28 protein-coding genes are annotated in these 25453 nt (G+C 66.8%); all 28 read right to left on the bottom strand.

The annotated features are described in order from the left end of the window. Positions 1–59 precede the first annotated feature (59 nt). Complete coding sequence (locus ACIHFE_RS18140; RefSeq protein ID WP_400107624.1) at positions 60–2492, bottom strand: phage/plasmid primase, P4 family; 2433 nt, start codon at positions 2490–2492, stop codon at positions 60–62. 135 nt (positions 2493–2627) lie between these two features. Further along, positions 2628–3095 carry a hypothetical protein gene (locus tag ACIHFE_RS18135; RefSeq protein WP_400107623.1) on the bottom strand — a complete coding sequence of 156 codons (468 nt, stop codon included), beginning with the start codon at positions 3093–3095 and terminating at the stop codon, positions 2628–2630. Positions 3096–3569: 474 nt separating this feature from the next. Beyond that, complete coding sequence (locus ACIHFE_RS18130; RefSeq protein ID WP_400107621.1) at positions 3570–3830, bottom strand: hypothetical protein; 261 nt, start codon at positions 3828–3830, stop codon at positions 3570–3572. Positions 3831–3837: 7 nt separating this feature from the next. Next, positions 3838–4020 carry a hypothetical protein gene (locus ACIHFE_RS18125; RefSeq protein WP_400107619.1) on the bottom strand — a complete coding sequence of 61 codons (183 nt, stop codon included), beginning with the start codon at positions 4018–4020 and terminating at the stop codon, positions 3838–3840. Between the two features lie 2 nt (positions 4021–4022). Beyond that, positions 4023–4739, bottom strand: coding sequence for a hypothetical protein (locus tag ACIHFE_RS18120; RefSeq protein ID WP_400107617.1), 717 nt, complete (start codon positions 4737–4739; stop codon positions 4023–4025). 136 nt (positions 4740–4875) lie between these two features. Beyond that, positions 4876–5715 (bottom strand): hypothetical protein, encoded by an 840-nt coding sequence (locus tag ACIHFE_RS18115; protein ID WP_400107615.1) that lies wholly within the window; start codon positions 5713–5715, stop codon positions 4876–4878. Between the two features lie 254 nt (positions 5716–5969). Continuing rightward, positions 5970–8048 (bottom strand): hypothetical protein, encoded by a 2079-nt coding sequence (locus ACIHFE_RS18110; protein ID WP_400107613.1) that lies wholly within the window; start codon positions 8046–8048, stop codon positions 5970–5972. Between the two features lie 180 nt (positions 8049–8228). After that, positions 8229–8792: a hypothetical protein gene (locus ACIHFE_RS18105; RefSeq protein WP_400107611.1), complete on the bottom strand. Its 564-nt coding sequence runs from the start codon at positions 8790–8792 to the stop codon at positions 8229–8231. Positions 8793–8843: 51 nt separating this feature from the next. After that, a complete protein-coding gene (locus ACIHFE_RS18100; RefSeq protein ID WP_400107609.1) occupies positions 8844–9056 on the bottom strand; it encodes a hypothetical protein in 213 nt (70 codons plus the stop codon). Between the two features lie 105 nt (positions 9057–9161). Continuing rightward, complete coding sequence (locus tag ACIHFE_RS18095) at positions 9162–9965, bottom strand: peptidoglycan-binding protein (RefSeq protein WP_400107607.1); 804 nt, start codon at positions 9963–9965, stop codon at positions 9162–9164. Between the two features lie 72 nt (positions 9966–10037). Next, on the bottom strand, positions 10038–11363 hold the full coding sequence (locus ACIHFE_RS18090) for a hypothetical protein (RefSeq protein ID WP_400107605.1): 1326 nt from the start codon (positions 11361–11363) through the stop codon (positions 10038–10040). Between the two features lie 60 nt (positions 11364–11423). Then, positions 11424–11708, bottom strand: a complete 285-nt coding sequence (locus tag ACIHFE_RS18085) for a hypothetical protein (protein ID WP_400107603.1) — start codon at positions 11706–11708, stop codon at positions 11424–11426. Positions 11709–11716: 8 nt separating this feature from the next. After that, positions 11717–12508: a hypothetical protein gene (locus ACIHFE_RS18080; RefSeq protein ID WP_400107601.1), complete on the bottom strand. Its 792-nt coding sequence runs from the start codon at positions 12506–12508 to the stop codon at positions 11717–11719. Further along, the gene (locus tag ACIHFE_RS18075; protein WP_400107599.1) at positions 12495–13538 is read right to left on the bottom strand and encodes a hypothetical protein; all 1044 of its coding nucleotides are present in this window, start codon (positions 13536–13538) and stop codon (positions 12495–12497) included. The genes ACIHFE_RS18080 and ACIHFE_RS18075 overlap by 14 nt, the downstream gene beginning before the upstream one ends. 34 nt (positions 13539–13572) lie before the next feature. Continuing rightward, positions 13573–14307 carry a hypothetical protein gene (locus ACIHFE_RS18070; RefSeq protein WP_400107597.1) on the bottom strand — a complete coding sequence of 245 codons (735 nt, stop codon included), beginning with the start codon at positions 14305–14307 and terminating at the stop codon, positions 13573–13575. A 143-nt stretch (positions 14308–14450) separates the two neighbouring features. Beyond that, the gene (locus ACIHFE_RS18065) at positions 14451–17087 is read right to left on the bottom strand and encodes a phage tail tape measure protein (protein WP_400107596.1); all 2637 of its coding nucleotides are present in this window, start codon (positions 17085–17087) and stop codon (positions 14451–14453) included. Positions 17088–17106: 19 nt separating this feature from the next. After that, positions 17107–17385, bottom strand: coding sequence for a hypothetical protein (locus ACIHFE_RS18060; protein WP_400107594.1), 279 nt, complete (start codon positions 17383–17385; stop codon positions 17107–17109). 137 nt (positions 17386–17522) lie between these two features. Beyond that, positions 17523–17822: a hypothetical protein gene (locus ACIHFE_RS18055; RefSeq protein WP_392758498.1), complete on the bottom strand. Its 300-nt coding sequence runs from the start codon at positions 17820–17822 to the stop codon at positions 17523–17525. A gap of 134 nt (positions 17823–17956) precedes the next feature. Next, a complete protein-coding gene (locus ACIHFE_RS18050) occupies positions 17957–18556 on the bottom strand; it encodes a hypothetical protein (protein ID WP_400107592.1) in 600 nt (199 codons plus the stop codon). After that, positions 18546–18944 (bottom strand): hypothetical protein, encoded by a 399-nt coding sequence (locus ACIHFE_RS18045; protein ID WP_400107590.1) that lies wholly within the window; start codon positions 18942–18944, stop codon positions 18546–18548. Before ACIHFE_RS18045 ends, ACIHFE_RS18050 begins: the two co-directional genes overlap by 11 nt. Position 18945: 1 nt before the next feature. Next, a complete protein-coding gene (locus ACIHFE_RS18040) occupies positions 18946–19284 on the bottom strand; it encodes a hypothetical protein (RefSeq protein WP_400107589.1) in 339 nt (112 codons plus the stop codon). Beyond that, a complete protein-coding gene (locus ACIHFE_RS18035; protein ID WP_400107587.1) occupies positions 19256–19630 on the bottom strand; it encodes a hypothetical protein in 375 nt (124 codons plus the stop codon). Before ACIHFE_RS18035 ends, ACIHFE_RS18040 begins: the two co-directional genes overlap by 29 nt. Position 19631: 1 nt before the next feature. Beyond that, positions 19632–20066, bottom strand: a complete 435-nt coding sequence (locus tag ACIHFE_RS18030) for a hypothetical protein (protein WP_400107585.1) — start codon at positions 20064–20066, stop codon at positions 19632–19634. Between the two features lie 3 nt (positions 20067–20069). Then, positions 20070–21047 (bottom strand): P22 phage major capsid protein family protein, encoded by a 978-nt coding sequence (locus tag ACIHFE_RS18025; RefSeq protein WP_400107583.1) that lies wholly within the window; start codon positions 21045–21047, stop codon positions 20070–20072. Positions 21048–21067: 20 nt separating this feature from the next. Then, positions 21068–21571 (bottom strand): hypothetical protein, encoded by a 504-nt coding sequence (locus tag ACIHFE_RS18020; protein ID WP_400107581.1) that lies wholly within the window; start codon positions 21569–21571, stop codon positions 21068–21070. Positions 21572–21619: 48 nt separating this feature from the next. Further along, complete coding sequence (locus tag ACIHFE_RS18015; RefSeq protein ID WP_400107579.1) at positions 21620–22309, bottom strand: hypothetical protein; 690 nt, start codon at positions 22307–22309, stop codon at positions 21620–21622. 76 nt (positions 22310–22385) lie between these two features. Beyond that, positions 22386–23774: a phage portal protein gene (locus ACIHFE_RS18010; RefSeq protein ID WP_400107577.1), complete on the bottom strand. Its 1389-nt coding sequence runs from the start codon at positions 23772–23774 to the stop codon at positions 22386–22388. A 79-nt stretch (positions 23775–23853) separates the two neighbouring features. Next, on the bottom strand, positions 23854–25194 hold the full coding sequence (locus ACIHFE_RS18005) for a terminase (protein WP_400107575.1): 1341 nt from the start codon (positions 25192–25194) through the stop codon (positions 23854–23856). Positions 25195–25453 lie beyond the last annotated feature (259 nt).

Below are 25453 nucleotides of genomic sequence, written 5' to 3'. Positions count from 1 at the left end.
AAAGAAAAAGGGCCACCGCATCACGTGATGCGGTGGCCCCAATGAGCGGGCGTGCAGCCCTACTTGGCGAAGATTCCGGGTGCGTCGGCGCGGGTGGCGGCGGCGAGCCGGATACCGGCGAGGGCGACGCCGGAGCGCTTGATGACGCGGGTAACGCCCCGCTCCTCAAGGGCGTTGTAGAACGTGCGCCGGGTCCACCGTTCCTTTGCGGGAAGGTTCTCGGCCTCGCACCAGTCCAGGTAGCTTGCAAACACGTCGTTACCGGGCATCACGTGCTCTTCGCTGCACCGTTCAAGCACGCCGGGGAAGAACCCGGCGAGGGCGTCACTGGTGGCCCTGTATTCGCTGCTTGCCCGCGTGATGATGGGCGGGTCCTGCAAGCCGCCCCGGTACCAGTCGACCGCCCCGCGTACGGCCCATGCGGCAATGCCCTGCGCCTCGGCGAGCAGCTTCCGGTCTAGGTCCGGGTCGCGCTCTTCCGGGGCGAACCAGCGACTGAAAGGGAGCAGCTTTACGCGCCTCCACAGCCCTTCGTCCTGGCCCCTGAATCGTGGCTTGTGGTTGGTGGCCAGGAGCAGGAGAAAGGTGGGCTTGTACTCGAAGAATTCCTGTCGCAGGAACCGGGCGCTGATCATGTCTTTGCCCGTGACGCGCTTGAGGACGGCCTCACTCATCGGCTTGCCGGACTCGCCTTCGGACGCCATGACCAGCCTCGAACCACGCAGCGCCGCAACGTCGTTGGGGATTCCGCCGGACGGTTTCTCTTCGAACGTCGCGAACGGCGTGGTCTTCGATATGGACCGGAAGACGCCCGTGAGGACATCCGTCAGCACGCTCTTGCCGTTCGCCCCCTTTCCCCACAGAACACAAAACGACTGTTCCGCCGTGCTGCCGGTGATGCCGTATCCGATGAGCCGTTGCACGTAGGCCACCAGCTCCGGGTGGCCGGGGAAGATCTCGCCTAGGAACTGTTCCCAGCGCGGGCACTTCGCCTGTGGGTCGTAGTCGAGATCGAGTGCGTACGTGATCATGTCGCCCTTGTCGTGCGGGCGGAGGAATCCGGTGCGCAGGTTGACCGTGCCGTTGCGGAAGGTCAGCAGGTCCGGCCGGGCGTCGAACTCCGCCGCGTCGACGTGGACATGGGGCACGGATCGAAGTTCCGTCAGCAGCGCGTCAATCCTCGAAGTCATCGTGAAGCCGCGCGCCTTCTGCGTCTCGCCGACGAGGACCAGGGCGGCGCCCATGCGGTGGATCTCCTGCCGCACCTTGACCTCTGAGCGCTCCCACACGGTCCCGTTCCACACGTAGTAGCCCAGTCCCGGCGCGTACTTGATCCGGCCGTCCGACCACGCCAGCAGGGCGTGAGCGTTCATCGCGTCGCTCTCGCCGTACCGGTGGATGAGTCCGGCGAGGATGCGGGCGGCCTCCGTGCCCTGGGCCCGGCTCACGGTGTCCGCCCCAGTGCGGTCCGTCAGTTCTGCCGAGACGGCCTCGGCCGTCGCTGTGTCCGCGTCCTGTACGGGACGGGCGGCGTGTACGGCGTCATGCAGTGCGGCGGGGAACCCGTGCGGGTTGCGTCCCCGCCAGTCGGTGAGGTCGTCGCCGTCGTGCGGGATCGGGAGTGCGTAGACCGTGATTCCGTACGGCTTGAGCCCTTCGGCGAGGCGGGCGTTGAAGCGCTGCCCCGCCGTGTCGTTGTCCCCGGCCGCGATGACCTGGTGCCCCTTGAGACCTTCGGCCAGCTCTGCCAGGAGCTCGGGGCTGCCCGCGAGGGCGGCGCCCCGGATGACGACGGCGTCATAGCCCACGGCGACCGCTGTAAGGCCGTCTCCCGGCCCTTCAGAGACGATGGTGACCCCGTAGCCCCCTTGGCCCCGCAGAACGCCGTAGGCGCCCCAGCGCTGCCCGTCGGGGTTGCGGAGGGAGACCCAGCGCCCGGGACACTTCCCGCTCAGGTCTCGGCCCTGCAAGCCCCGGGCCACGCCCCGGAAGTCGACCAGGGGGACAGTCAGCCGGGGGTAGCGCGTGAACGCCCGCGACCGGTAGGGGAAGTTGGCTTCGATGTCTCCGCTGTCGACGCCGAGCATGAGGTCTGCCGCGCCGTCCTCGTCCAGGCCGAAGCGGTCTGCGATGTACTCACGCGCCTTTGTGGCATAGGCGTGGTCGTAGTCGAAGAGACGCCCCGTGGTGGCGTCAACGTACACGGCCAGTGAGGCCGTTGGCCCCGGACCGACCAGCGCCGGGCGCCCGCTCGGGACAGTAGCCCCGGGGCCGGTCACGTCGAACAGGTCGGACCAGACAAGGCCAGCAGCCTTGACCACTTCCTCATTGCGGCAACCAGCCCGGCAGGCGAGGCGGACCTTGTGGTTGTCCCCCCGCCAGATGCGGAGAGACGGGCGGCTGTCCCCGTGGGCGGGGCACAGGGCGAGGTATCCGCCGTCCGTCTCTTCGGTGACGTCCGCGAATCGGGAGAGAATTTCAGTGAACTGCATGGGCAACCGCTCCTTCTGTCACCCCTCCCTTGAGCGCGGTGGTTGCCTGATTCGTTGATCACGGTGTGTGGCGAGCGCGAGCCCGGCATGTCCGTTTTCACCCGAGCCAGCCCGATGCCGGCATTTCCGCGGAACTTACGGTGCGTAACGAGCGGCCCGCATGTCGGCCAGCAGGTGCCGGAAGCTCTCAAGCTCGGTGGTCATGTACCACTTGCCGGAGTCCAGCCCCCGCAGCGAGGCCCCGAAGGCGTACCGGTCCGCGAACGCACGCGACGACAGGCCCAGCGCGAGCCGCACGCGGGTCCATGTACCGATCGCGAAATGCACCCTGCCGCGCCGCGCGTTCGACCGGGGCACCTTCACGACCGCTACCCCGTAGGGGAATCCCGCGTGACAGGCTTCAACCTGGGCTTGCCGCAGGAAGGTTGGCACGCTCGGCCTCTTCACGTTCTTGCACTCAAGAACGAAGGGGACGGCGTGCACGTCGCCCACGTCCGCCGCGCCCTCCTGTGCCGGGCGCCGGACATTGTGAGCGTCGAACGGGTCCAGGAACACCCCGCGCGCGTCGACCTGCCCTAGCGCCTCGTTCAGGTAGTCGCGCACATCCGATTCCCACTGGGTGCCCTTGGCCTTGTTCCGATTAACCACGCCCGCGCCACCACCCAACGACAGCGAAAGCCAAGAGGATTGTGAACGCCAGCGACGCAACCGCCATCAGACAAACCAGGGTTACGACGAAAGGGTCACCGCTCATGACGGCACCGATGAACAGCAGCACGGGCACGGGGAGTTCACCCACGACGGCCACCCTTCCACCGCACGTCGGCGCCCCGCGTGAGCGCTACGGCTGCGGCATCCACGCACCGCCCCCAGTCGGCGCGCCGCTCCGCCCCACGGGTGACCCATAGCGTGTCCCCACACCCCAGGCGCCGCACGTCCCCCAGCGCCGGGGCGCTGTCGGCCGTGATTGTTCTTTCCATCCCGCTCCCTCCGTGTCACCGCATCACGTGATGCGGTGGGTGTACGCGAAAGGGCCGGACGGCCCGTTGGGGTGCCGTCCGGCCCTGATATGTGCTGCTAGTCGCCGGTCGCGTCGGCCATGATGAGCCGCGCGTGTTCGGCACTGATCCACTCCGCGCGCAGCGTCCGGCGCTTCGTGAAACCGGACTCGGTGCCGGTCGGCTGGACCTTGAGCATGGGGCGCAGGCGTCCGCCCTCAAGTACCGCCGTCACCTTGACCACGAGGGCATCGGAGACACGCACCCGGTTTCCCTGCCTGGCCGCGTAGTTGATGAGGTCACCCGGGTACAGTTCCTCGCCCGCGTAATCCGTGATCACGCCCCTCTTAGCCAATGTCGGCCCCCTCTTCGTCATCAACGCCGAAGCGGCGCCGTCGTTCGCTGATTACCGCCTTGCGCTCATGCGGCGCCCACTCCCAGAGCGGCGCGCGAATCACCTCGTCCGGCACGGCGCGGAGCCGTGCCCGGGGGGATGCGCCCTGCGCTTCCGGCTTTTCGCTGCCAGGCATGGTCAGCGCCCGTCTGCAATGGCGTCGTTGTAGGACTTGAGCACCTTCACGACGGGCTTCACGTAGGACACGTTCCGGCCCTTGTTCGGCCCCTTCTTGACGGTGTACTCGACGGCTTCCAGGGTGAGTTCGGCGAGGGCCGGGCCGTCGATTGCCGTCAGGTCGTTCTCGTACTCGTGAAGCACGCTGGCGAGCGTCCAACTTCCGGACTGGAACTTGAACTTGCCCAGCTCAGGGTCATCGGCCAGCCGGAACGTGAGGGTGATGGACGGGGCAGGGCCCATGAAGTCCTTCGCGGCCTGCCTGCGCTCCGCGAAGAGTTCGGGGCAGTGGCACGGCTTGCCCGCCCGGTCTTCCGGGGATAGGAACACGCTGCCGTCGCAGTGATGGACGAGCTTGTTGCGGTTCCAGAGCTTCATGTCTGCGTAGATGGCATCCGGACCTTCCAGCACCACGGGAACGCTGTCCCGGTCCGTGAAGACGTCAATGAAGTTCTCACTGGGGCTGTCGGTCTCGATCGGCTCGCCGCCGTAGAGCTGGGCCACCGAGTCGGCAACGACCTTGTCGCCGGTACTGATGCGCCATTCCGTCAGCGCCTCGGGGACGCCGTCAACGGCACGGCCGGAGTGGAAGCGGCCGACCGTGTCATCGGAGAAGGTCACGCGCTCCTTCGGGCGGGCGTCGGGGTCGGTGTCGAAGATGGTCATGCGGTTCGCCATGCGGGGCGGGTCTCCTCAAGTCAGGTACTGAAGAGGGGCGAACGGGAGAGACGCGGGGCACCGCATCACGTGATGCGGTGGTCTTCCGTCTTCCGTCCGCCCCTTCTGGGTGGCCTAGAGCGCGGGGGTTGCCCGGCTACATGGCGCGGCGCTGAGTGCCGGTGACGAGCCGTGCTGCGCTCTTCGCGATGGCGCGGCCGATAACCGCCTTGGAGACTTCGCGGTCCCATGTGAACGTCTTCCGCAGGGCCAGGAAGAACGCGAATACGTCCGCGTCAATGCGGACGGGCTTAAGAGCCCACTGATCCGGGGTGATGTGGAGGACGGCGGCGCCGTCGAATTCCGGCATGGGCTCCGCCGTGCCGTCCGGCGCAATGATCCGGTCGGCGTGCGCATAGGCGCTCATCTGCAACGCCACGTCGGCGTAGGTGTCCTTGCTGGTCTTCCAGTCGACCATCAGCAGGTGCGGCACCCCGGACCGGTCCGGGGTCGGCTTGCCGTCGGCGTCGAGCCACACGGTGAGGACGGCGTCGAAGGAACCGGCGTACGCGTGGGTGTCGCTCCAGGCCACGTCTTCCGCGCGCTCAAGGCGGGGGTTGACGGCCTCAAGGAAGTCGGCGAAGTGCGCCCGGTACGGCTCAAGGTCGGGGTGGACCCGGCCGACATGTTCGCCCCGGATCATGCGCTCGAAGAGGTCATGCGCCTGACTGCCCACGTCCGCCCGCAGCTTCGTGTAGCGGCGGCTTGCACCCTTGAGGTAGTCGACGGCGCCCTGTCGGTCCCTCTCCGCCATCTGCGCCACGAACGGCAAGGAGTCGACGGCGAGTTCGGCCGTGAGCTTCGCGGACCAGTACATCAGGAACGGCTTCGGGAGCATCCCGATAACACTGGTCACGCCGGGGTGCTTGATCTCCGGCCGGTCCGGGTGGATGTAGAAGCGGCTTCCGCCGCGATGGATGGTGCGAACGCTTCCCACTGACGCCCCCTCGGGCTAGGTGATGTGACACCGTGTGGGGAGCGCGGGGGTTGCAAGGCTCTAGGCGCCCACCTGCGGGCACGAGAGAGCCCCGCCTGACCTCGGGGGCCAGACGGGGCTAGCAGGCGCTCAGGTGGACGCTCGACCCGTTCTTGGGATGCGGCACCGCATCACGTGATGCGGTGGTCTGCCTGCACGGGGACGGCCCCCGCTCTTACTGGCGAAGAGTCGGGGGCCGTCCTGGTGTCGGGCCGTCAGCTCGCGGCCGTTTCTGCCTTCTTGATTTCCTTGCGAAGCGCAGTCAGCATGCTCGCGATCTCGTCGAGCCGCGCCGTCTTCTCCTCTTCACTCTCAAGCTTCTTCGCGTCGTCAATCAGCCTCAGAACCGCGCTCTTCGCGCGCTTGTCGGCCTTCTCCTTGACCTCTTCCGGCGTCGCCTCGGGGTTCAGCGTGGCGTCCGCCTCCTCCTGGGTGAGCTCCCCGGCCTCCACGGCCGCCTCAAGCTGCGCCTTCTGCGACCTCTTGATAGCGCGCTTCTGCGCTGCCTCTTCGGCGCGGGTGTAGCGGCGGAGCGGCTTGCCCTTCTTCTCGTAGTAGTCGAAGACCCTCTCCGACCACTTGATCGGACGCTTGATGGGCTTGCCGTCCTCCTCGTCGTCAACCATGAAGTCGGCGGGGAACATCTTCAGCGCATTGTGGAAGCGCGCCCGGTGAGCTTCCAGAGTGGCCTTCTGCTCTTCGTAGTCTTCGGCCTGCGGGTCAGGCTCAACGTCGAGAGAGCGGATGTATTCGGGCTGGATGGTCTGCATGGCCCGACGTGCGTCCGTCTGAATGGTGCCGATCCTCTCGCGGATTACGTCCGCGTCCGGATCGGCTCCCTCTTCAGGCAGGTTGGCGAGGACCAGTTCGTAGATCCGGCCCGCCCCCTTCTTCGTGATGTCCTGCCGGGCGTTCAGGTCCGGGTCGCCATCCTTATCGGTGCTGCCGAGTCGCATCGCGTGCTGAACATCACCGACGGCGCGCCCCTTTTCAAAGGACTCCGTGGCGGCTTCTCGGACCCGCTGAGCACCGATTTCCACCAGCTTGGCGAAGTCGACGATGTCTTCCACGGACTTCGTGGCGAGGCTGACCACCTCGGCGTCCGGCTTCTCCTCGGCGTCCGGCTCCGCCTCCGCGTCCGACTTCGTGGCCGCAGTAGCCGTCTCCATGGCCTTGTCAGCCTCAGCGCGAAGCGTGGCCTTGATGCCAGCAGCCCCCCGGCCCGTGATCTCCTCCGTTGCCTTCCGGATCTCCTCGCGCAGAGCCTCGATGCCCTCGGCGGTGCCTTCGCCGTCCATGGAGGCCAGGCGGGCAATGTTCGCCCGGATTGCCTCAGCCACCTCATTCTGAGTTGCCTTGGTCATTGTCCCGCTGGTCTTTGCTGCCATGGCAGGGTCCTCCCCATTTGCATTGTTGGTGTTGTCGTCGCCGGTCACGGGCTTCGCAACCCGGCGGGTAACGGTCCGGTCGAGTCCGGGAATTGCAACCGTCTCTTCGGTGAACTCAACGGCGCCGGTCGGCACGTGCTTACTGCACTGCGCGCACAGCTCAAGGGTTGCCTTCTGCTCATGCGCCGGACCCCACGAGCGAAGCATGTTCTTGCTCTTGATGGAGCAGTAAGGGACGTTCCGGCCGTTGGCGTCAATTTCCTTGATGGCGTGGATAGTTCCGCCGCTACCGTTCACACTGCCAACCCGGATGTCACCCCGGACCTCGCTCAGCTTGAGCTTCCCCTGAGTCTCAGCCACGGCCGTCGCCCCCTCTTCCTTGGCCTGCGCATAGATGGCGCCGATCTTCTTGTGTGCGGCGAACGCCGCCCGCTGTTCCCCGGGCTCGGCGTTGTCCTCCGTGCCCTCGGCCCAGGTCCTGATGTAGTCGTAAAGCCATTCCAGGGTTTCGAAGGACACCCAGCCGACTTCGGTGCCGTTGGAGCGGCGCGACAGGGCCAGGATTTCCGCCCTGATCTCCGGCTCCTCGTCGCCCTGCATGCACGACGTGCCGTCAAGGAATTCCATGACGGGCCGCGTGAGCGACACCTTGTAACGTCCCTTGCCTGCCACCGCGTCCCCGCCCTTTTCAAGTTCCGCGCTTTCGCGCTCCATGATCTTCCAGCAAGTGCGGCAAGGGGCGTAGTCCAGTACGTCTTGCGAGCCGACGTACCGGCTCCCGTCCATCATGAGCTTCCCGCAAAGGGACTCGTCATTGCCCCGGCTCAGGTGCACACACTTGCCCTTGCCGATCACACAGAAGGTGCGAGACCGGCTCTCATCCAACCAGCGCTGAATGTCACTCACGGCCCGCCCCTTTTTGCTTCTGGCGCCGCCCCGTGCGGCGCCTTGCGGACCCGAGCTTGGCACAGGCTCGGAACGAGCTGCAAGGGGCACCGCATCACGTGATGCGGTGGTGGAACGCAAAGAAGCCCCCTACCCGCCGGATGGCAGGTAGAGGGCTTGGTCGCCAGAGGTGCGCCGGTATCAAATCAGCGCGTCCGCCTGGGCGTTGAGGTCTGCGAGGGTGCCGACGTTGGCAATGGCCACGTCGGCCGGGAACGCGTCTAGCGCCGTCTCGCTCTCATGCTGGGGGGACGGGTCGGCGGCGTCCGGCCGGACGATGCGGACCAGCATGAAGCCGCGCGCTTTCAGTGCCACCGCCTCATTGGGATAGCGGCAGTCGGTCACCACTACGGGCAGGCGCCACGTGTCGGCCACGTCGACCTTGGACAGGGCTACGTCGAGCCAGTAGTCGGGGCTGTGCTGGCGGACGCCCTCCCCCATGCGTTGAAGCGTGCGCCGGACCTCCGGGAACGCGTCCTTGGCGTCCTCCCAGCCGAGGCGCCGCACCACGTCACTCAGGCGGACAGGGAGCGGGCCGTATCCGGCGGGCTCGTAGGTGATGACGGGGTCGACCTGTAGGGCCATGTCCTTAAGCGGGTCGGCGAACGCGACGCGCGTGTAGAAATAGCGCGCCGTAAGCCGCGCGGCAACGGTGTCCTTGCCGGATCGCTTCCGGCCTATCAGGGCAAGGTGCGGGTGTCCCATGGGGGTGTCTCCTGTGGCTAGGGGCTGTCCCCAACCACGGGAGCGCGGGGGTTACGCGGTTATTCGGTGCCGCCCGGTGCCCTCAAGCGCGGCGAGCGTCTTGCCGTTCTCAACGCGCTGCACCGCCTCACCGGTGCCTAGGACGGCCGCAGCTACGCCGAGAATCAGCGCGGTCGGCAGCGTCGGCACGTAGTGGGCGACCAGGGCGAGGACGGCCACCAGGACGGCATACAGCCGGGTTGCATGCTCCTTGATGAGCTCCATTTACCTTGCTCCCTTTCATTACGCTTGGTGATCTATGAGCCCGAGCCGGCTCGGGCTGGCTCGGGTGAAAACGGACATGCCGCTTCCCGCGGTTTGTACAGAGGGTTACGAGACGCGGGGGACCTTGAGCGCCGCCCACTGGCGGGGGCCCGGCCAGCCGTCGCGGTACTGGGGCGCGTCGCCGAGCTTCTTCTGCCACAGCCGGAAGGACTCGCGGTCTGCGTCTGTCCACTGGTCACCCGGGCCGTACTCGTAGGCGCCACATCCCTCGGCGACCAGACGACGGCCCATGGCCGTGATGATCGGAGAGTCCGGCTCGTCCTTGAAAAAGCCCTCCCCCGGAAACGGCTGATAGCCGGTGGGGGCAGGGTCGGGGGCCTTGCCGCCCGCAGCCTTGACGATGCCGGGGAAGACCTCGTTGCGGAACTGCGCGGCCCGCGCGTCCCCCGGGCATTCGGTGCCGCCATCGCTCCAGTCGGAGAACATCCGGTGCACACCAAAGCCCGGGTCACTCGCCCATCGGCAGATGCGGAGCGGGACGCCGTGGCGCTCATGCATCCACACGCCGAGCTTGATGAGCGTGTTCACCTGCTCCGGCGTCCACTCGTCCGTAGCGTCCATGTTGCTGGCCGTCTCGACGCTCACGGCGCCGCTCCCGTCGGACCGGCGGTTGGCGTGCATGTTGCTGTCCGCGCGCGTCTCGGTGCCGATGTACTGGGCAATCCGGCCGTCGAAACCCACACCGAAATGGGACTCCAAATTCGTGCTGTCACGCCAGTATTCGTAAGTGCGCTCAGGGGTCCACGGGGCGGCAATACTGTGGAAGATGACCTGTGTCGGCCGGATGGCGGGCTGCGCGTCGGACTCGGGCTGAAGTTCCATCTTCTTGGCGTTGGGGTACCAGGCCATTCGGGATTCTCCTTTGATCGAGGGCACCGCATCACGTGATGCGGTGGTGGGTGATGAGCGGGGCGGTTGCCGCTAGACGTTGGCGAGCGCCATGACTGCCGGGTCGATGCCGACTTCACCGGCCGCCGGGTCGAGGGAGGGCGGCATGCCGTTGTAGCCGTCGACCGCCCATGCCCGGGGGAAGGGTGCCCCGAGGTAGAAGTTGGCGGGTGCGGACGGGCTTTCGTTCGCCACGTGCATGTAATAGAAGTCCGTCGTTCCCCCGTTCATCCAGAACGACGCCCAGTAGCGACCGGGCGGGAGCGTGACGGCGTCCTTGAGCTTGATCGGAACGGCGCCGATGTGGTTGTTCCGGGACCCCGGCGGGGAGCCGATGCCCGCCTCGGGCACGCTGGACACGAGGCCGCTTTCCGTGAGCCGCTTGCCGCTCTCGTCGTAGATGCCGACGGCGAAGCGGGCGCCGGGGACAGCGGAGGAGCCTGCCCAGCCACGGGCGAACATGACCACCGAATTGACCGTTGTCGGCTCGCTGATGCAGATGCCGCCGAGGTAGACGCGCTTCGGCTTTGCCGCCTTCAGCGCAGGGTTCGTCACCGCGTACGGGTCACAGGTCCACGCTTCGAGGCCGAGGGCCTGAGGGGTCCAGGTGTTGCGGACGCCAGCGCCGCTCACGGTGGGGAGCTGGCCCGGCGGCACCTTGCCCGTACTGTCCAGCGACGCAACGCCGTTGGCGGCGCCCCGGCTGGCTGACGGGATGGCGCCGACGTCTGAGGCGCGCAGGGTGATGTCCGGCCCGGGGCTGCCGTTGACCGTGCTCACGGAACCGGCACCGGGGTCACCCTTGGGTCCCTGTGGTCCCGGGTCGCCCGTGGGGCCCGCAGGTCCGCGCTCCCCTGCCGGGCCCGTCTTCCCCTGCGGCCCGGTGGCCCCGGTAGTTCCCGTGGCGCCCGTCGCCCCCTGGGGGCCTGCGGGGCCGGTGCCCCCTGTGGCGCCCTGGGGCCCTCTGGGGCCGATGACCGGCACATAGTTGGGGGTGAGTGGGTCGGACGGGGCGACGTCGGCGAGGTCCACCTCGGGCACCGACTTCGGGAAGATGGCGGCATAGGCGCGGTTGCGCTGGATGCCTTCCAGGTCTTCCTTGACCGTGTAAGACCAGTCCTTCGGGCTCATGCCGGGGGCATCGGTCGCGGGGAGACGGATTTCAAAGCGGCCGGTCTCGTCCAGTTCGGCGACGAGCGGCCCGGCAATGAAGAGGTCGGCGTCCGGGAAGGTGAGCAGCGCGGGCGCGGCGAAGGTGACGCGCCCGCCGAGCGGGTGTCCGTCCGGGCCTACGTAGCGGCCGTGCACGCGCACGGTGGGGATGGCGGATGGGAGGGGGAAAGTGTCGTCAGAAGGCATGGGGTCTCCCAGGCATGAAAAACCACCGCATCACGTGATGCGGTGGTCCGTCGGATGTGGTTAGCGGTTCAGCAATTCGGCGACCTGCGCGCGGAGTTCTGCGTTTTCGGCGCGGAGCTTGGTGACTTCCACCAGCAGGCTCTTGACGTCCTCGGCGAGGCGGTCCGCGCGGGCACGCTGTTCGTTGACGTCCTCGGCGAAGCGGTCCGCGCGGGCGCGCTGCTCGTCGGCCTCCTCGCGCCACGCTTCACGCATGCCCGTCTTCCAGCGCTGGAGCGAGTAGGCCAGGAATACGAGGATCGGCACGGCCGTCTCAGCCGCCCCGAACAGGCGGGTGTAATCCATGTCGGCCCTTAGATGTTGAAATACGGTTCGGAAATGCTGGGGTCACGAGTCCACTTGGAATCGCTCCACTTGACCCACGCCGACCCCTTGGAGGTGGCATCGGGAATGCGTTCCTTCGGCAGGCCGACGCAGTAGAACATGGGCGAAATACTGTAGGTTCCCTGATCCCATGAGGGCACGGTCACGAAGTCGGGTTCCCACGGGCTTCCCGCGCGGTACGTCGAAATCCACCAGTCGTCTTTGTAGCCCCAATTCAGAATGCCGTCCATGCTCGTGCCCTCCGGGGCCGCTATCGCATAGACGGTCTGGCCCTTGATTTTCTCGGGGCCCTTCTTGTACCGGTGCTGTAGCTCGATGGTATACACGGTGGTGTCGTCGCCGTAGTCCCACCCGAAGGGAATTCCGTGCACCCAGCGCATGACGACGCTGGCAACCGTCCGGTCTTTAAGGCCATTGAGTTCCAGCACTCTGGACGCGGACACGATTTCGCGGCTGTTGTTGCCGCTGTGACGGAAAGCGGCTAGGCGCACTTCTGCCTCACGCCTGCCTTTGAGTAGCCAGTCAGTGATGAACTTGCACTCCACCCGGTCGAATACCATGCCGGTCACATTGGCGATGCTGCATGTCGTCCATAGATTGCCCTCCACGGGTTCACGAGATAGCGCGCCGCCGTCAATAACGGGGTACCGGTCGAATTTCGTCATGGTCTCGGGCTTGCGCTCAAGGGCTGTCAGCCGTCGTTGCAGACCGGCGATTTCCTGAACGAGGCTCGGGGGGAGGGCACTGTCATGAATCGCCATTGGTGAACAGCTTCCTATTCGCTAGAGAAAGGGACACGCCTTCCCGTCCGGTCGTTTCGATATCGACTTTGCGTTCCGTGATGATGAAGTCATCAAGGACGGCGACATAGCCGGAATCAACGCGCACGGTCACCGCGTCCCCCACGGTGAACCCGGCAGGGCTCATGCCGGGGTACAGGGTGAGTGTGGGAATGGCCACGGGCTCGCGCCCCGCGTCGATTGCGGCCTGCGCTTTGGACAGGAGCGTTTCCGTCTCCTTGATGTCCGTGTACGTGGTGACGCTGTCCCGCGCCGGAATGCGCTCGCCAAGTTCGGCATTCCGTGCCGAGCCCATCAGCTTTTCGCCCGCCCCGTTGTCGGCGCCGATGGCGTACGCGTTTGTGGCCAGCGCCGTACTGTCGTAGCTCACAGACGTCACGTTGCAATTGATCCGGTGCTCAAGAAGGCCCGTGCCAGGCGTCCCACTGCGGGGCGATATCAGGAGACGGTTTCCCATGCGCTTGCGCCGCTCAATCCAATAGGGCGCGTACCGGAAATTGAAGCCATCGATCACTTCGGCGAGTTCTTCGATGGCGTCGCCGAGGTTCTTGCATTCGTACCGGGTCCATACCCGGGTACGTTTACGGCCTGAGTCCTTGATCCGGCTTACGTCGGTTGCAATGCCGCTGTTGGCGTTCGACCGGCTGACCCAGTTGCGGACCATGGCGTTTTGGTCCACGTCCCGGGCGGTCTCGCCCGCGACGAAATGCTTTCCTTTTAGGTGCGAGTGGAAGCCGGACGCGTTCAGGGTCAGCGTGCCCGCCTCCAGGTCGGCGTTCAGCGTCCACAGAATGCCGCCCCATATCGGTTCCCCGTCCCGCAGTACGGCGAGGCCGGTTCCGCCGGGATAGAGCTTGTCCGGCGTCGCGGCGGGCGCCGATAGCGGCACGGTGCACGACATGGTTCCCGACGCGTTCAGGGTGTCGGTGTAAGCGATTGCCGTCACGGGAAGTGCGTCGTAGATTTCCTGCGTCTTGAGATGGAAACTCACTACCTCATACCGCGCCCACATGACGCCCCCGTTTCTATATCCACGTGTCCACCCAGGAGAGTTCGGCGGTTGCCTTCTTGGATGTGTCGCCGTTGATGAGCCGGATGGAGTGGGCGCCGTGCCGGTATTCCGGCCACGCCGACGCCGGGTCAACGAGCCCGGTGATATCCGCCCCGCCGGACGCGATGACCTTTTCCCGCATGCTGTCCACCGTGAATGCGCCGGTGTAGTTGACGGCGAGGAATTCCCCGGTGGTGAGATTTTCGAGGCGGGGTGTCACGGCGCCCGAGATCTTGACGGTTGGCCGTGCGGGCACGGAGCCCTCTTGCGTGAGGCGGACCACGGGGGACGCGCCCGGCGCAATCCCGCTGACAGCCTTGACCGTTCGCCCGGCGTCGCCGTAGATGTGCGGGTCGGTGGCGAACAGCTCAACGACGATGGTGCAGACCCCGGCGGCGAAGTCGGCCCCCAGTGGGCCGGACCGCTTACGCGGGCGCGCCTTGACGTAGGCGGCCTTGTCGCCTGCCAGGCCGGGGAAGAGGAACCGGAAAGGCTTCTCCTCCTCCCCGGCCGCGAAAGCGGCCTGAATGGCCGTCAGCACCCTTGAGAAGTCCCGGGGCGTCTCGCCGTAGACAGGCAGGGTCAGTGTGACCGTACGTCCGCCCATGTAGTCGTCCCCGGGCCATAGTCCGTGACGCTGGACTAGTTCCAGGTCCCCGGTGCGTACGTCCGGCAGGGACAGCAGCCCGTCGACCTCACTGAGCTGCACCCCCGACCCGGCGCCGCCGATGGCGAGCCCGTTGTATTCGCACGTCCAGCGCTGAAGTCTTGCCACGCTTCCCCCTGTGCTGTTTCAGGCACCGCGCGCAGGGGGCACCGCATCACGTGATGCGGTGGTCTGCGGGCGGGTGCTTACCGTCCGGCCGTGCGTACGGCCCAGGCGACCTCGCGCCCGATTGCATGCGGGTCCGCGCTTGTCTGCGCGTAGACCGTGATTCCGGCGCCTCCCCGTGCGCCAGCACCCCACGGGGCCGGGGAGTCCGGCGTACGGGAGTCCAGTGGGCGCACAGCGGGCGCCGTGAGCACCGGCCCCCCGGTGCGGTTCGCGGCGTCGACTACCGGCGCCGCCCAGTCTGCGGCGAACTCCGGCATGCCCGGCATGGCGGGCGCGGGGACGAGTGTCCGCATGACCTTCTCAATGGCGGACGCGCCGAGCTTCACGCCCTCGACCACACCGGCCGGGATGAAGCGGCCGATGCGGTCGCGCATGAGGCGGGACGGCGAGCGGATGCCGAGGGCCTTGGCGATCGGCCCCGGGATCATGTCGGCCGCCCAGCTCATGAGCGTGGATCGGAGCCATGACCCCATGGACTGAATGCCGCGCCACAGGCCCCGGATCAGGTCCATGCCCTTGCCGTACAGCATGTCGCCGAAGTTGCCGAAGTACCCAACTATTCGCCCCGGCAGGCCACTTACCCAGTCGAGCATGGATGAGGCGACGCGGACTGTGCCGCTCTTGATGCTGTCCCAATGGGAGATGACCAGTCCGACGAGCGTCCAGTTAAGGAAGAACGAGACGATGCGGCCGGGGATGCTGCGGACGAAGTCCACAATCCCGTTCCAGGCGGCGCTAGTTACGGATGAGATGCCGTCCCAGGCAATGGCCATGAGGTTGGACAGGTACTCAAGGGCGCCGGATATGACGCCCTTGATCATGTCCCAGGCGGACGAGACGATTTGCTTGATGCCGTCCCAAACCTGTTGCCAGTCACCGGAGATGAGGCCGGTCACCACCTGGATAACGCCCTGGATGATGCCGAGGACGCCGATGATCTCGCTACTGATCATCTGCCAGATGCCGCGCACCATGCCCAGGATGTTGTCGCCCCAGCGGCTCCAGACGGCCTGTACCAGCTCAACGAAGCCGGACACGACCGTCATGATTCCGTCCAGCACCGAGGCGAAGAACGCGCCGAGTTGAGACAGATACGGCTGAACCATCGTCCACATCTGAGAGGCCGATGAGACGATCTGGCCGAAGAGACGCATGAGGGCGTCAAAGACGGGCTGTAGCGCCGTCATGAGGGTCTGGAACCCGCTCTTGAGTGCTTCCCAGAGCCGGTCCACGGCCTCGCGGAAGGGCGCGCACTTCTGGTACGCGAGGTAGAGGCCGACGGCGAGCAGGGCCAGGGCGGCCACGACGAGCCCGACCGGGGACGTGAGGAAGGCGAGGTTCAGGCCCCGCATGAACGTGGTCACTGTCTTGATGGCGGGGCCGACTTTGCCCATCCAGCCGAAGAGGAGCCCAACCACCTTGACGGCGGGGCCGATTGCGGCGGCGAGAACGCCGATCGCGAAACCCCACTTGAAGACTTCAGGGTTGGTCTCCGTCAGCTTGCGGACGAACAGCGTGACCTTGCCGAGGATCAGCGTGAAGGCGTCCAGGACGCCGCTTTCGGAGATGGCGATTGCCAGGCCCTCAAGGGCGGATGTGAAGCCCCACATGCCCGCCTGGGCGGTCTTGCCCATGTCCTCGGCGAACCGGTCGGTGGTGCCCTTGGAATCCCGTAGGGACTGGTCCAGCTTCTTGAACGCGTCAACGCCCTGGTCCTTCAGCGCCGAGTACGCGCGGGCGCCCTCGGTACCGAACAAGACGTTCGCCTGCGCGGCCGTGAGGGTCTTGTTTTGCAGCATTTCCAGGACTTGCACGAAGGGCAGCATGTTGCCCTTGGCGTCCATGAAGCTCAGGCCCAATTCCTTCTGGAGATTGGCCGCTTTCCGTGAAGGCTTCTGAATGGCGCGGAGCATGGCGCCGACGGCGGTACCGCCCATGCTCCCCTGGAGACCGGCGTTACCGAGGAGGGCGAAGGCCGAGGCCGCTTCGGTAACGGAAAGGCCCGATGCCTTGGCCATGCTTCCGCCGTATTTGAAGCTCTCGCCCAACATGTCGACGTCGACGTTTGCCGACTGTGCGGCCTTGGTCAGGATGTCGGTTGCCGTGCTCGCCTCGCTGGCCTTCATCTGATAGCCGGTCATGATGTTCGAGACGATGTCGGCGGTCCGGCCTAGGTCCATGTTCGCGGCGGCGGCGCCGTTCAGGACGGCGGGCATGGCCTCAAGAATCTCCTTGGGCTTGAACCCGGCCATAGCCAGGTATTCCATGCCCTGTGCCGCCTGAGTGGCGCTGTACTGCGTCGTAGCGCCGAGTTCCTTGGCCTTGGCCCTCATGGCCTCGAAGTCGCCGCCGGTGGCCTGGCTGATGTTCTTGACCCGGGCCATCTGGTACTGAAAGTCAGCGCCCATTTTGATGACGGCCACGCCCACTCCGGCGAGCGGCAAGGTCAGGTTGCGGCTCATGGTGCTGCCCGCCGCCTGCATCTTCGACCCGGCCGACTGCATGCGCTGGCTCATGGTCGTCGTCAGCGTCGTACCGGCCGCCATACCGGCCTCGCGCGCATGGCGCTGCACATCGCTCAACAGCCGGTCGGCGCGCGCCTGTAGCTCGATATAGGCGGCCCCCGCGCGCATCGCATTCGCCGTGCCTGCCATAACGCCCCCCGGTACTGCGTCATGTCAGCTTCACGGGCTGACCCATCTTGCGTGCGAGCGACAGAAAGCCCCGGTTCTCCGTCGCCGGTTTCTCTGTGGCGACGCCGGGGCGTTGAATGGGTTTCGGCTGCGGGACGGGATTCTCTTTCGCACCTCCGAGGGTGACGATGGTTCCGCCGAGCAGATAGGCGACCACGCCCAGGCTGTCGACTACGCCCGCGAGTAGATGGCGCTCCGGAGTCCACAGCGCCGCATCGGTGCCGACGAGTGAGCGGGTGAGTGCCGCGTCTTCCGGCATGCGCTCGATGAGAACCCCCAGGCGCCGCCAGGTCAGCCGGGGGGTTCCCAGATCGGTTACGAGGTCAAGTCCCCAGAACCGAAGGAGGTCCGATTCCAGATCGGCCGCGTGCTCGTCCGCGAACTCCGCGAGCGCTGCTATTCCCCCGGCGTCACGCCCTGGTCATCCGCGTAGGCGCCGACCACGAGCATCACGTCATCGGCGCGCCCGCCCCGCGCCGTGAAATCGGCGTACCGCTCACCCATGAGCGCGCGGGCGGCGTCAATGTCGTTGCCCTCCTTCAGCGCGACCTTGACGGCGTCGTCCCAGAATCCGGGGGCGGCAATGGCGTAGTCCTCGCCCATGAACTCAAAGGTGATGGTGTCGCCGCCGTTCTTCTCTGCGTGCGCCTGGCGCAGCTCGGCGAGGCGGTAGCGGGACTTGTTGGGCTTGCTCATGCTGTTCTGTGCTCCTGTCACCCAGCGTGTATCCCGCGGGGCGGATAGATGTCCGTTTTTACCCGGCCAGCCCGAGCCAGCCCATGCCGGCTCGGGCAGCCTGGTCACGTGGGGTGATCTCGGGGCGGGGCCCGCTAGTCCTGCTTGCCGGTGTCCGGTGCCGCCTCGGCGTAGAACGCCGGGTCAGTGATCTGCCACTCGGCCAGGGCCTCGCCACCGCCGAGCGCCTGAAGGGTCATGCCCCACACGACGGCGTCACCGCCCGAAAACTTGGGGCTCTCGACTTCCGAAACCTGGCCGGTCGGAATGTGCATGCGCCACGTCTTCTCGTCGCCGTCCTTCCACTCAAAGAGGAAAGACGCCTTCGGGCGTGCCACATTCGGCTTGATGTGAAAAGTCACGGACTTTGCGAGCTTGTCGACGGTGGGCGCGGCCCCGTAGAAAGTTCCTAGGACAGTGGGCGACGACTCCAGCGCGGAGAGCTTGAGAGTCAGAACACGGCCGGTAACAATCACGCGGACTACGCCACGCTGCCAGGACTTCACCTCTTGGGTGTCCTCTTTGAAGCCGTGTTCGACGCCGTCGTCATTGAACGTGCCGAGCGGCTTCCACTGCTTGGGCTCGGGCTTGGTGCCAGCGGCCGGAATGCTTGTCCCCTCGTCCGCCATAAAGATGGTCCCGGTTACCGGAACCCGGACTAGATCAGTGTTGAACCCGTCGGCGTCACGCGCCATGGTCGGCCCCCCTGGGTCGAATCGATATCTGAAAGGTCATGACCCAACGGCTCAGCTCCGTAAGGTCGTCCGCCATGAACGTGAGCCCCGCAATGACGTTGACGCGCGCGAACGGCCCGCCAGTGATGCGCGTGGCCATGAGGGCGGCCGTCACCTCCTGGGCCACGTCGTGCGCCGTCTCCCGCGAGGCCGCCCAGGTCTCCACGTCGACCGTGGCAATGTCCAGAGCGGGCCAGCGCATGTGTCCGCCGATACGGCGGACGATGACGAGGGGCCGGGCGCCGTCGTACGAGCCGGGCACGTACGTGCCGTACTGCGTTCCGGCGGGCAGCTGCGCGCGGAGGAAGCCGAGTGTCAGTGCCTCCGCGTCCGGGAAGACCGGTGCCACGTCACCCCCCGATCAGCTTGCCGACGGCGGCGTCCAGGGCACGGCCGAGGACCCGCATGCGCTTTCGCGGTCCCCGTCGCTTCGGGGCGCCGAACTCAATGAGGTTCGCTATCGGGCTGCTGTTCCACACGCGCACCCAGACGTAGGAGCCGGAACCCCGGCCCCTCACGCCTTCCTTGATGGAGAAGGAGTTACGGAAACCGCCCTCCGCCGGGGCGCCCGCACGTGCGACGCTCAGGGCCGCGTGTGCGGCGTCCGTCAGGAGGCCCCGTGTGCCGTCGCCCTGCGCGAGCTGCCGGATTGCCGCCTCGTCAATGACGACCTTGACCGGCCGTGCCATCGGTCACCGCCTTGAGTGTTGCCGTGATGTGGTGGGCCCGCCGGAGCGTGCGCCGCAAGAGCGGCTTGCCCTCGACCGTGAACAGGCCGTGTTCCGTCTCGACCTGGTCACGCGCCCCGATGTCCGTTCCGGCGGGGAGGATCAGCGCCCAGTCCTGCTCAATGGCCACGCGCACGGCCGTGTGAACCTCGCCGTTGCCCAGACGACCCACGGCACGGGCCACCAGGCGCCCGTAGACGGCCGTTCGCATCGTCCTGGACCAATCGGCCGTCTCGTTGCCGTAGCGGTCCACAGAGCGCCCGGGGCGGACGATGGTCACCGCATCGGGCAGTAGCTCGGCGCGCATGTCACCACCCCCACGTGATCCGTTCGCCGTCCGCCCATCCGGTCGGCGTGGCCCGGCGCACGGTCCCGCCCGTGGGGCCCGACCGCATCGGCACGGACGCCGCGTAGGACAGCCCTAGACACCGGTACAGCGCCTCCCGTTCCGACGACATGAGCGCCATGCCGTTGATGGCGCTGCGCGCGAGGCTGTACGAGTAATCGCCGATGTTCTCGGTCGTGATCCCCCGGGGGTTGTTCAGGACCCGTGCGGCGAGGTCCATGACGAGCTGGCGGACCGTGAACGGAGGCGGCTCCGGCATGGCGACCGGGGCCACCTCCTCACGCACGAGGTCTGACGCGTCCTGTAGCAACAGCTCGCAGCGGCGCCGCTCTTCGGCCGTCAGCGCTTCGGGTAGACGAGCCTCGAAGTCCGCGAGGGTTACCAGAGACTCACCCATGCGTTACTTGCTCTCGACGGGCTTCGGCGGGGTCACCGGCTTGAGCTTGAACGACACGGCGCGCATCTGCTTCGCGGCCGTCGCCTCCTGGCCCTTCGGCGTGCCCTCCGGCGCGTCCAGGACCTCACCAATACCAACGTACGTGCTGAGGAAAGAACGGTCGCTGGCCGTGCGGGAGTTATAGTCCCGCATGACGCGGACGGACAGGCCCTCGAAGGAGGACGACGAGCCCTGTGCCGAACTCGGCACGACCGGCGCCCGGTTCACCAGGATGTACGCGGACGGATGGAGTGCAATGGCCATGTCGGCGGGCACATAGTTCGTGGTAATGATCGTGAAGCCGGACAGTCGGCCCACCGTGGCCTCGCGCAGGAGGCTGTCCGTACCGGACGTGTCGACGCGGGCAAGCCGGTCATCCATCTGGAGCGCCTGGTCAATGTCGGCGCCCACGACCAGGACCCGGCCGACGGCCGGAACGTCCTGCTTGTTCAGCGCAGTTCGCGCCCTGGCGATCATCCGGCGGACACTGCCGGGCGTGATCTCATCCCCCGTGCCCTTGTCCACGTCCACGGTGCCGATAGCCGGTGCGGTGGCCAGCGCGGCGGCGAGCTTCTTTTCCACGCGCTCAATGACGATGTTCGCCTGCGGGGAAAGTACCTGCGCGCCGAAGTCCGTGACATCGAGGGTGAGTTCGGCGTCCGTCAGGTCAACCGCAGAGTAGATGTGTCGGTCGAGTCGGACAGGGATCTTCCACTCATTCAGCTTCTCGGACTCGATGCCGCCGGAGTTGTCGGCCCGTAGATCCTGCTCCGCGCCGGTCAGGCGGGACGGCCGCTTGATGTTGACCACATCGCCCTCGGCGCCCGTGAAGTCGGCGCCGGAATCCCGCGCGACGAGTCCCGCTAGAACCGCCTGCCGCTGGAGCAGGCCCAGGGTTGCGGCTGCCAGCTTGTCGGCCTTGATGAAAACGTTGGTAGACATGCGCACCTCTCTCAACGCCCTTAGAAGCGGGCGCGCTTAGCAATGGCCCGAGCGAGCTTGATCGGGTCGATATCGTCGGAATCGGCAGGCGGCGCGTCGGTACCGGCGCCGACCGTGGGGGACGGCCGCTTCGGCGCCGCAACGGCAGGCTTGGCGCGCTCCGCGATCACGGATGCGGCAGACAGGAGCTCATCCCGCGTGGCCCCCTGGACCAGGGCGACCACGTCGGCGGGCAGGCCGGTCTCGTCGGCGACTTCTCGTAGCAGCAGGCCGCGCCGGGCCTCATCACGCTCCCGCTGGATCGACTCCAGCTCATCCCTGAGCTTCTGCTCATCTGTCTTGCGCGCCTCTTCGGCCTCCTGATGCGCCTGCACGATAGGCGCATATTCGGCCAACTGGGCGCGCAGGCGCTCAAGTTCGGCGTTCGCGCCGTCATCCCCCGTGGGGTCCTGAGGCACCGCATCACGTGATGCGGTGGTCTCCTGCACCTCGGGTGCCGTCTCGTTCTGCGTCTCGTCGTTCATCACATATCCCTCTGGATCGGGGTGGTTGCCTGCTCGCACGGGCAGGTGTTAGGCGCGCCCCTCGATGAGCCGCCGGAACTGGATGGGGTCGCCGCCCGCTTCGCGCCATACGGCGTCGTAGTGCCGTTCCTGGGGCGTGGGGCGTGACCGGTGTGAATAGACCGGCTCCATGTGGCATTGGCACGCGCGGTGCACTTCGCCCCCTTTGGCGGTGCCCTTGCCGTGTACCGACAGGCTCGCGCCCCGGCTGCCGCGCGCCGTCGCCTCCGTTTTGTAGATTGCTCCCCTGCTGGCGAGCATCGCGCAGAAGCTGCATGCGGCGCCGGAGCAGACGCGGCGCCAGCCGATGCAGCGCCGGTCACGGTTGATTCCGTCGGCCACGACCTTCCGGCCGGACCGGAGGACGTAGCCGGTTGCGTCTCCTATCTGCCCGGACATGGCGAGGCGTTTGGCCTCTTCGAGGGGAACGCCGTTGGCCACCAGGCGGTTCACGTAGCCGGGGCCGTAGGACGATAGGGCGCCTTCGAGTTCGCCCGGCACGGAGAGGCCCGGGGCGCCGACGGCCAGGGGCTCGGCCGTGACGCCGAGGGCTTTCAACTCGGCGTCACGGAAGCGTTCCAGGTAGCGGAACGCCGTGTCGGCCGACTTCGTGCGCGCCGTCTGGCACAGCTCTTCGGCCTGCGCAATGTATCGCAGCCACGACGCCTCGTCGGCCGGATCAACAGCCGCCCACGCCATGGACAGCTCCTTCAACGCACGGCCCGTAAGGGCTCGTTGCGCTCTCTGGTGGGCGGCCGTCAGCCGTTCCCCTAGCTCACTCACTGCCAACGGCGCTTGCCTCCATCAGGGTCGCGTCGGACGTGTGCTGGCCGGTGAGCAACTGCGCCGCCAGGTCGGCGGTTTGGCTCTGCGCACGCACCTTGCGCCACGCCTCGACGTCGAAGGCGGTCACGCCCGGCACCCGCTCCCACAGGGCCTCGGCCGGAACGCCGAGCGTCTGCGCGAGCTTGCCCAGGGCGTCAACGGTCGCGGACAGGGACCGGGCCTCCGCGTCATGCCAGATGATGCGGGCGGACAGGTCACCGGCCGCCGTCTCCTGGCCGTCAGCCTCGGCGGCGAGCCGTAGCACCTGCTCCCACGATTCGCCGTACATCGTCTGGCGCTCGCCCACACGGTTCGAAAGGCCGGACATGGCGGCTGTCAGAGCATCCGCGCTGATATTGACCATGCCGCCGAGAAGGTAATGCGGCGGCACCTGCGCGATAGCGGACATGGCCTTGACGGCCGCCTCCCGCGAGGCCAAGTACCCGCCCAAGTCGGTCTGTTGGAACTCGCCGAAGCGAACGTCCTTGTTCTCGACCATCCACAGACGGTCAACAGCAGCGCGGAAAGTCTCGACCGGCTGACCCGTTTCCGGGTCGCGCGGAATGCTGATGCCGGACGCCCAGCGCTGCCGGAACGCCGAGTAGGATTCAGCGATTTTCGTGTTCAGGATCGTCTCATTCAGCCGGTCCTGAATCGGTATCAGCGGCGCCACCTCGCCGAGTTCGTGCGGAAGCGTGTCCGGCGCATCCGCCCACCGGTTGCGGAACGCCACGACCGGACAGCGGGAAAGCCCGTGCGGCTCCCGGGCGCCCACAATCCACTTATCGGCGCGCTCGTGCTCGCCTTCCGGCGTCAGCGCTTCCGTAATGGCGTGATCATCCCAGACCTGCCAGCGCTCAAAGGTCTTGCCGTCGCGCCGGGTTCGCCCCAGGAAGCGCACCGCGCCGTCAAGCCATTCGGCGTCAGGGTCCTCGGCAACCCCGGTCACCGACAGGGGGGAGACCGGCCGGATAGCCGGGCCCGCGTCCCCCGGCGTCACGGCCACGTACCCGCGCCCGAACACGAGCGCCGAGCGGTGCACCGCGTTTTGTCGGCTGTCGAGCTGGTTGGCCGACCAGTACCGCCACGGCTCAAGGTCCTCCGGATTGTCGGTACTCCGATACCCCTCCACCCGAAGGTTCTGGGCAATCACGGCCACGATCAGCGGGAGCCAGTTTTCGACGGACCGAGCCACCAGCCGCCGAAACTCCGCCTCAGCCTTCTTCGGCAGGTAAGGCGCGTCCTGAACCCCGCGCATGTACTGGTCGACGCGGACAAGTTCCGGCATCTCCCGCTTGCGCTGCGCCAGACCTATGCCGAGCAGTTCACGCGTATCCATATATCCCCCCGCAGCGCCCGCGCGCAGACCACCGCATCACGTGATGCGGTGGTCCCCCATGCGTGACTAGGCGCCCAACTCAGAATCCGTACACGGTCGCGTCACCCTTGGCGCGCTTCTCCAGGACACCCGCTTCGATCGCCTTCCGGCGTGCCTCGCGCGCAAGCACGAGGGCGGCGGCGGCGTCGACCTTCCGTTCCGACTCGCGCGACTCCTTGCCGAATCCCACGCCGAAGGCGTTCGGCCTCCGACGCGCGTTCTTGAGGTGAGTCAACAGGCGTGTGTCATCGGCAACCGTGATCGTCCGGTCCCCGAAAGCAGCCTCTGTCGACTCGGCGGCAAGCGTGAAGTCCTTCGTTCTGCGCCGCATGTCGAAGGCGACCGAATGGCCCGGCGAAGCCTTGATGAACAGGCTCTCCCGGTAGTCCTCGGCCCACCGGTCGACGTAGCCCTCGAAAAAGGCCAGGTCCGCATAGAAGGCCACAACGTCCCACCGCTCAAAGGCGGTTCTGACGGCCTCGTCCACGGCCGCGCGGTCGACTTCCCACCCGCGCCCCTCGGGGCCGTCGGGCTTCTGCCAGATACCCAGGGGCCACGAATGGCCGGTGCCCACGTCACAGGCCATGAGGGCCGTTGCGTCGTGTCCCCGGCTTCCGTCGAAACCAAGCGTTATCAGTGCCCCATCATCCGACGGCGGGGCGTTCACAGCGGCGGTGTCCACGTCCAGCGGTTCCAACCACGCATCGGCGGACGCAACGACCTGGTTCATGTAGAAGCGCCGTTTTTCCTGCGCATCCGCAGTGGGGTCGTAGATCTCGGCCAGCAGCCGGTCAAGGTCCACCCACGTGGAATCGCCGTAAGCAGCTCTGAGGCCGTCTTTCACGCGCCCGGGGTCCGCAGGGTCCCATGCCTCCGGCGGGGCCTCTACACAGTCGTACAGGACGTCATCAACGCCCCCGTCTGCCTTCCGGGTTAGGTGTGCCTCGTACTCCGCACGCCCTACCGTCTCTTCGGACGGGTCATGGGCGTTAGTCGTGAAGATGGCACGGCCGCCGACCTTGGCAAGGTTCCGCTTGATGACCTGGGCCATCTTCTCCCCACCCTGGCTGTACCGCCAATGATGGATCTCGTCCCCCACGACCATGTTCGGCCGGGAGCCCTCCAACGACGCGGACGACGCCGTAACCGGCTCGATCTTCCCGATACCGTGCACGAATTGGATGAGAGTCTTGCCCGGGTCAATGCCGTAGTCGGCAACGCACGGGCCCTCGGCCAGCATGCCGCGCACCGGGTCAAGCGTGTTCATCACCTGTTGGTACGAGACAGCCGCCATCTGCACCCACGCGGCATTGCGCCGCCTCCCCGACGGGTGCCAGTCCCCGAAGGGGTCAAGGATGCCCGGCCCGTCCTCGTCGACCACGCACGGGCCGACGAATTCGATGAGCGCGAACGCGCCGAGCAGGGGGCTTTTCCCCAGCCTTTCGACCTCCGCAGCACTCCCATGCGGTAGATGAAGCGGTTGGAGTCATCCAGGGCGTAGAACCAAAGCAGGAAGCGGAGTTGCTCCCGCGTCCACACAAAGGGTTCCCCGGCACGGGGGCCGTCAGGCTGCCGGATGTACTTGATTGCCCAAGCCCAAATCGACCAGCCGAGAGTGCGCTTAGGCCACCCGTCGGGGA

Source organism: Streptomyces sp. NPDC052396, from assembly GCF_044593195.1.
GTDB lineage: Bacteria > Actinomycetota > Actinomycetes > Streptomycetales > Streptomycetaceae > Streptomyces.
This window is presented reverse-complemented; position numbering and strand designations above follow the sequence as displayed.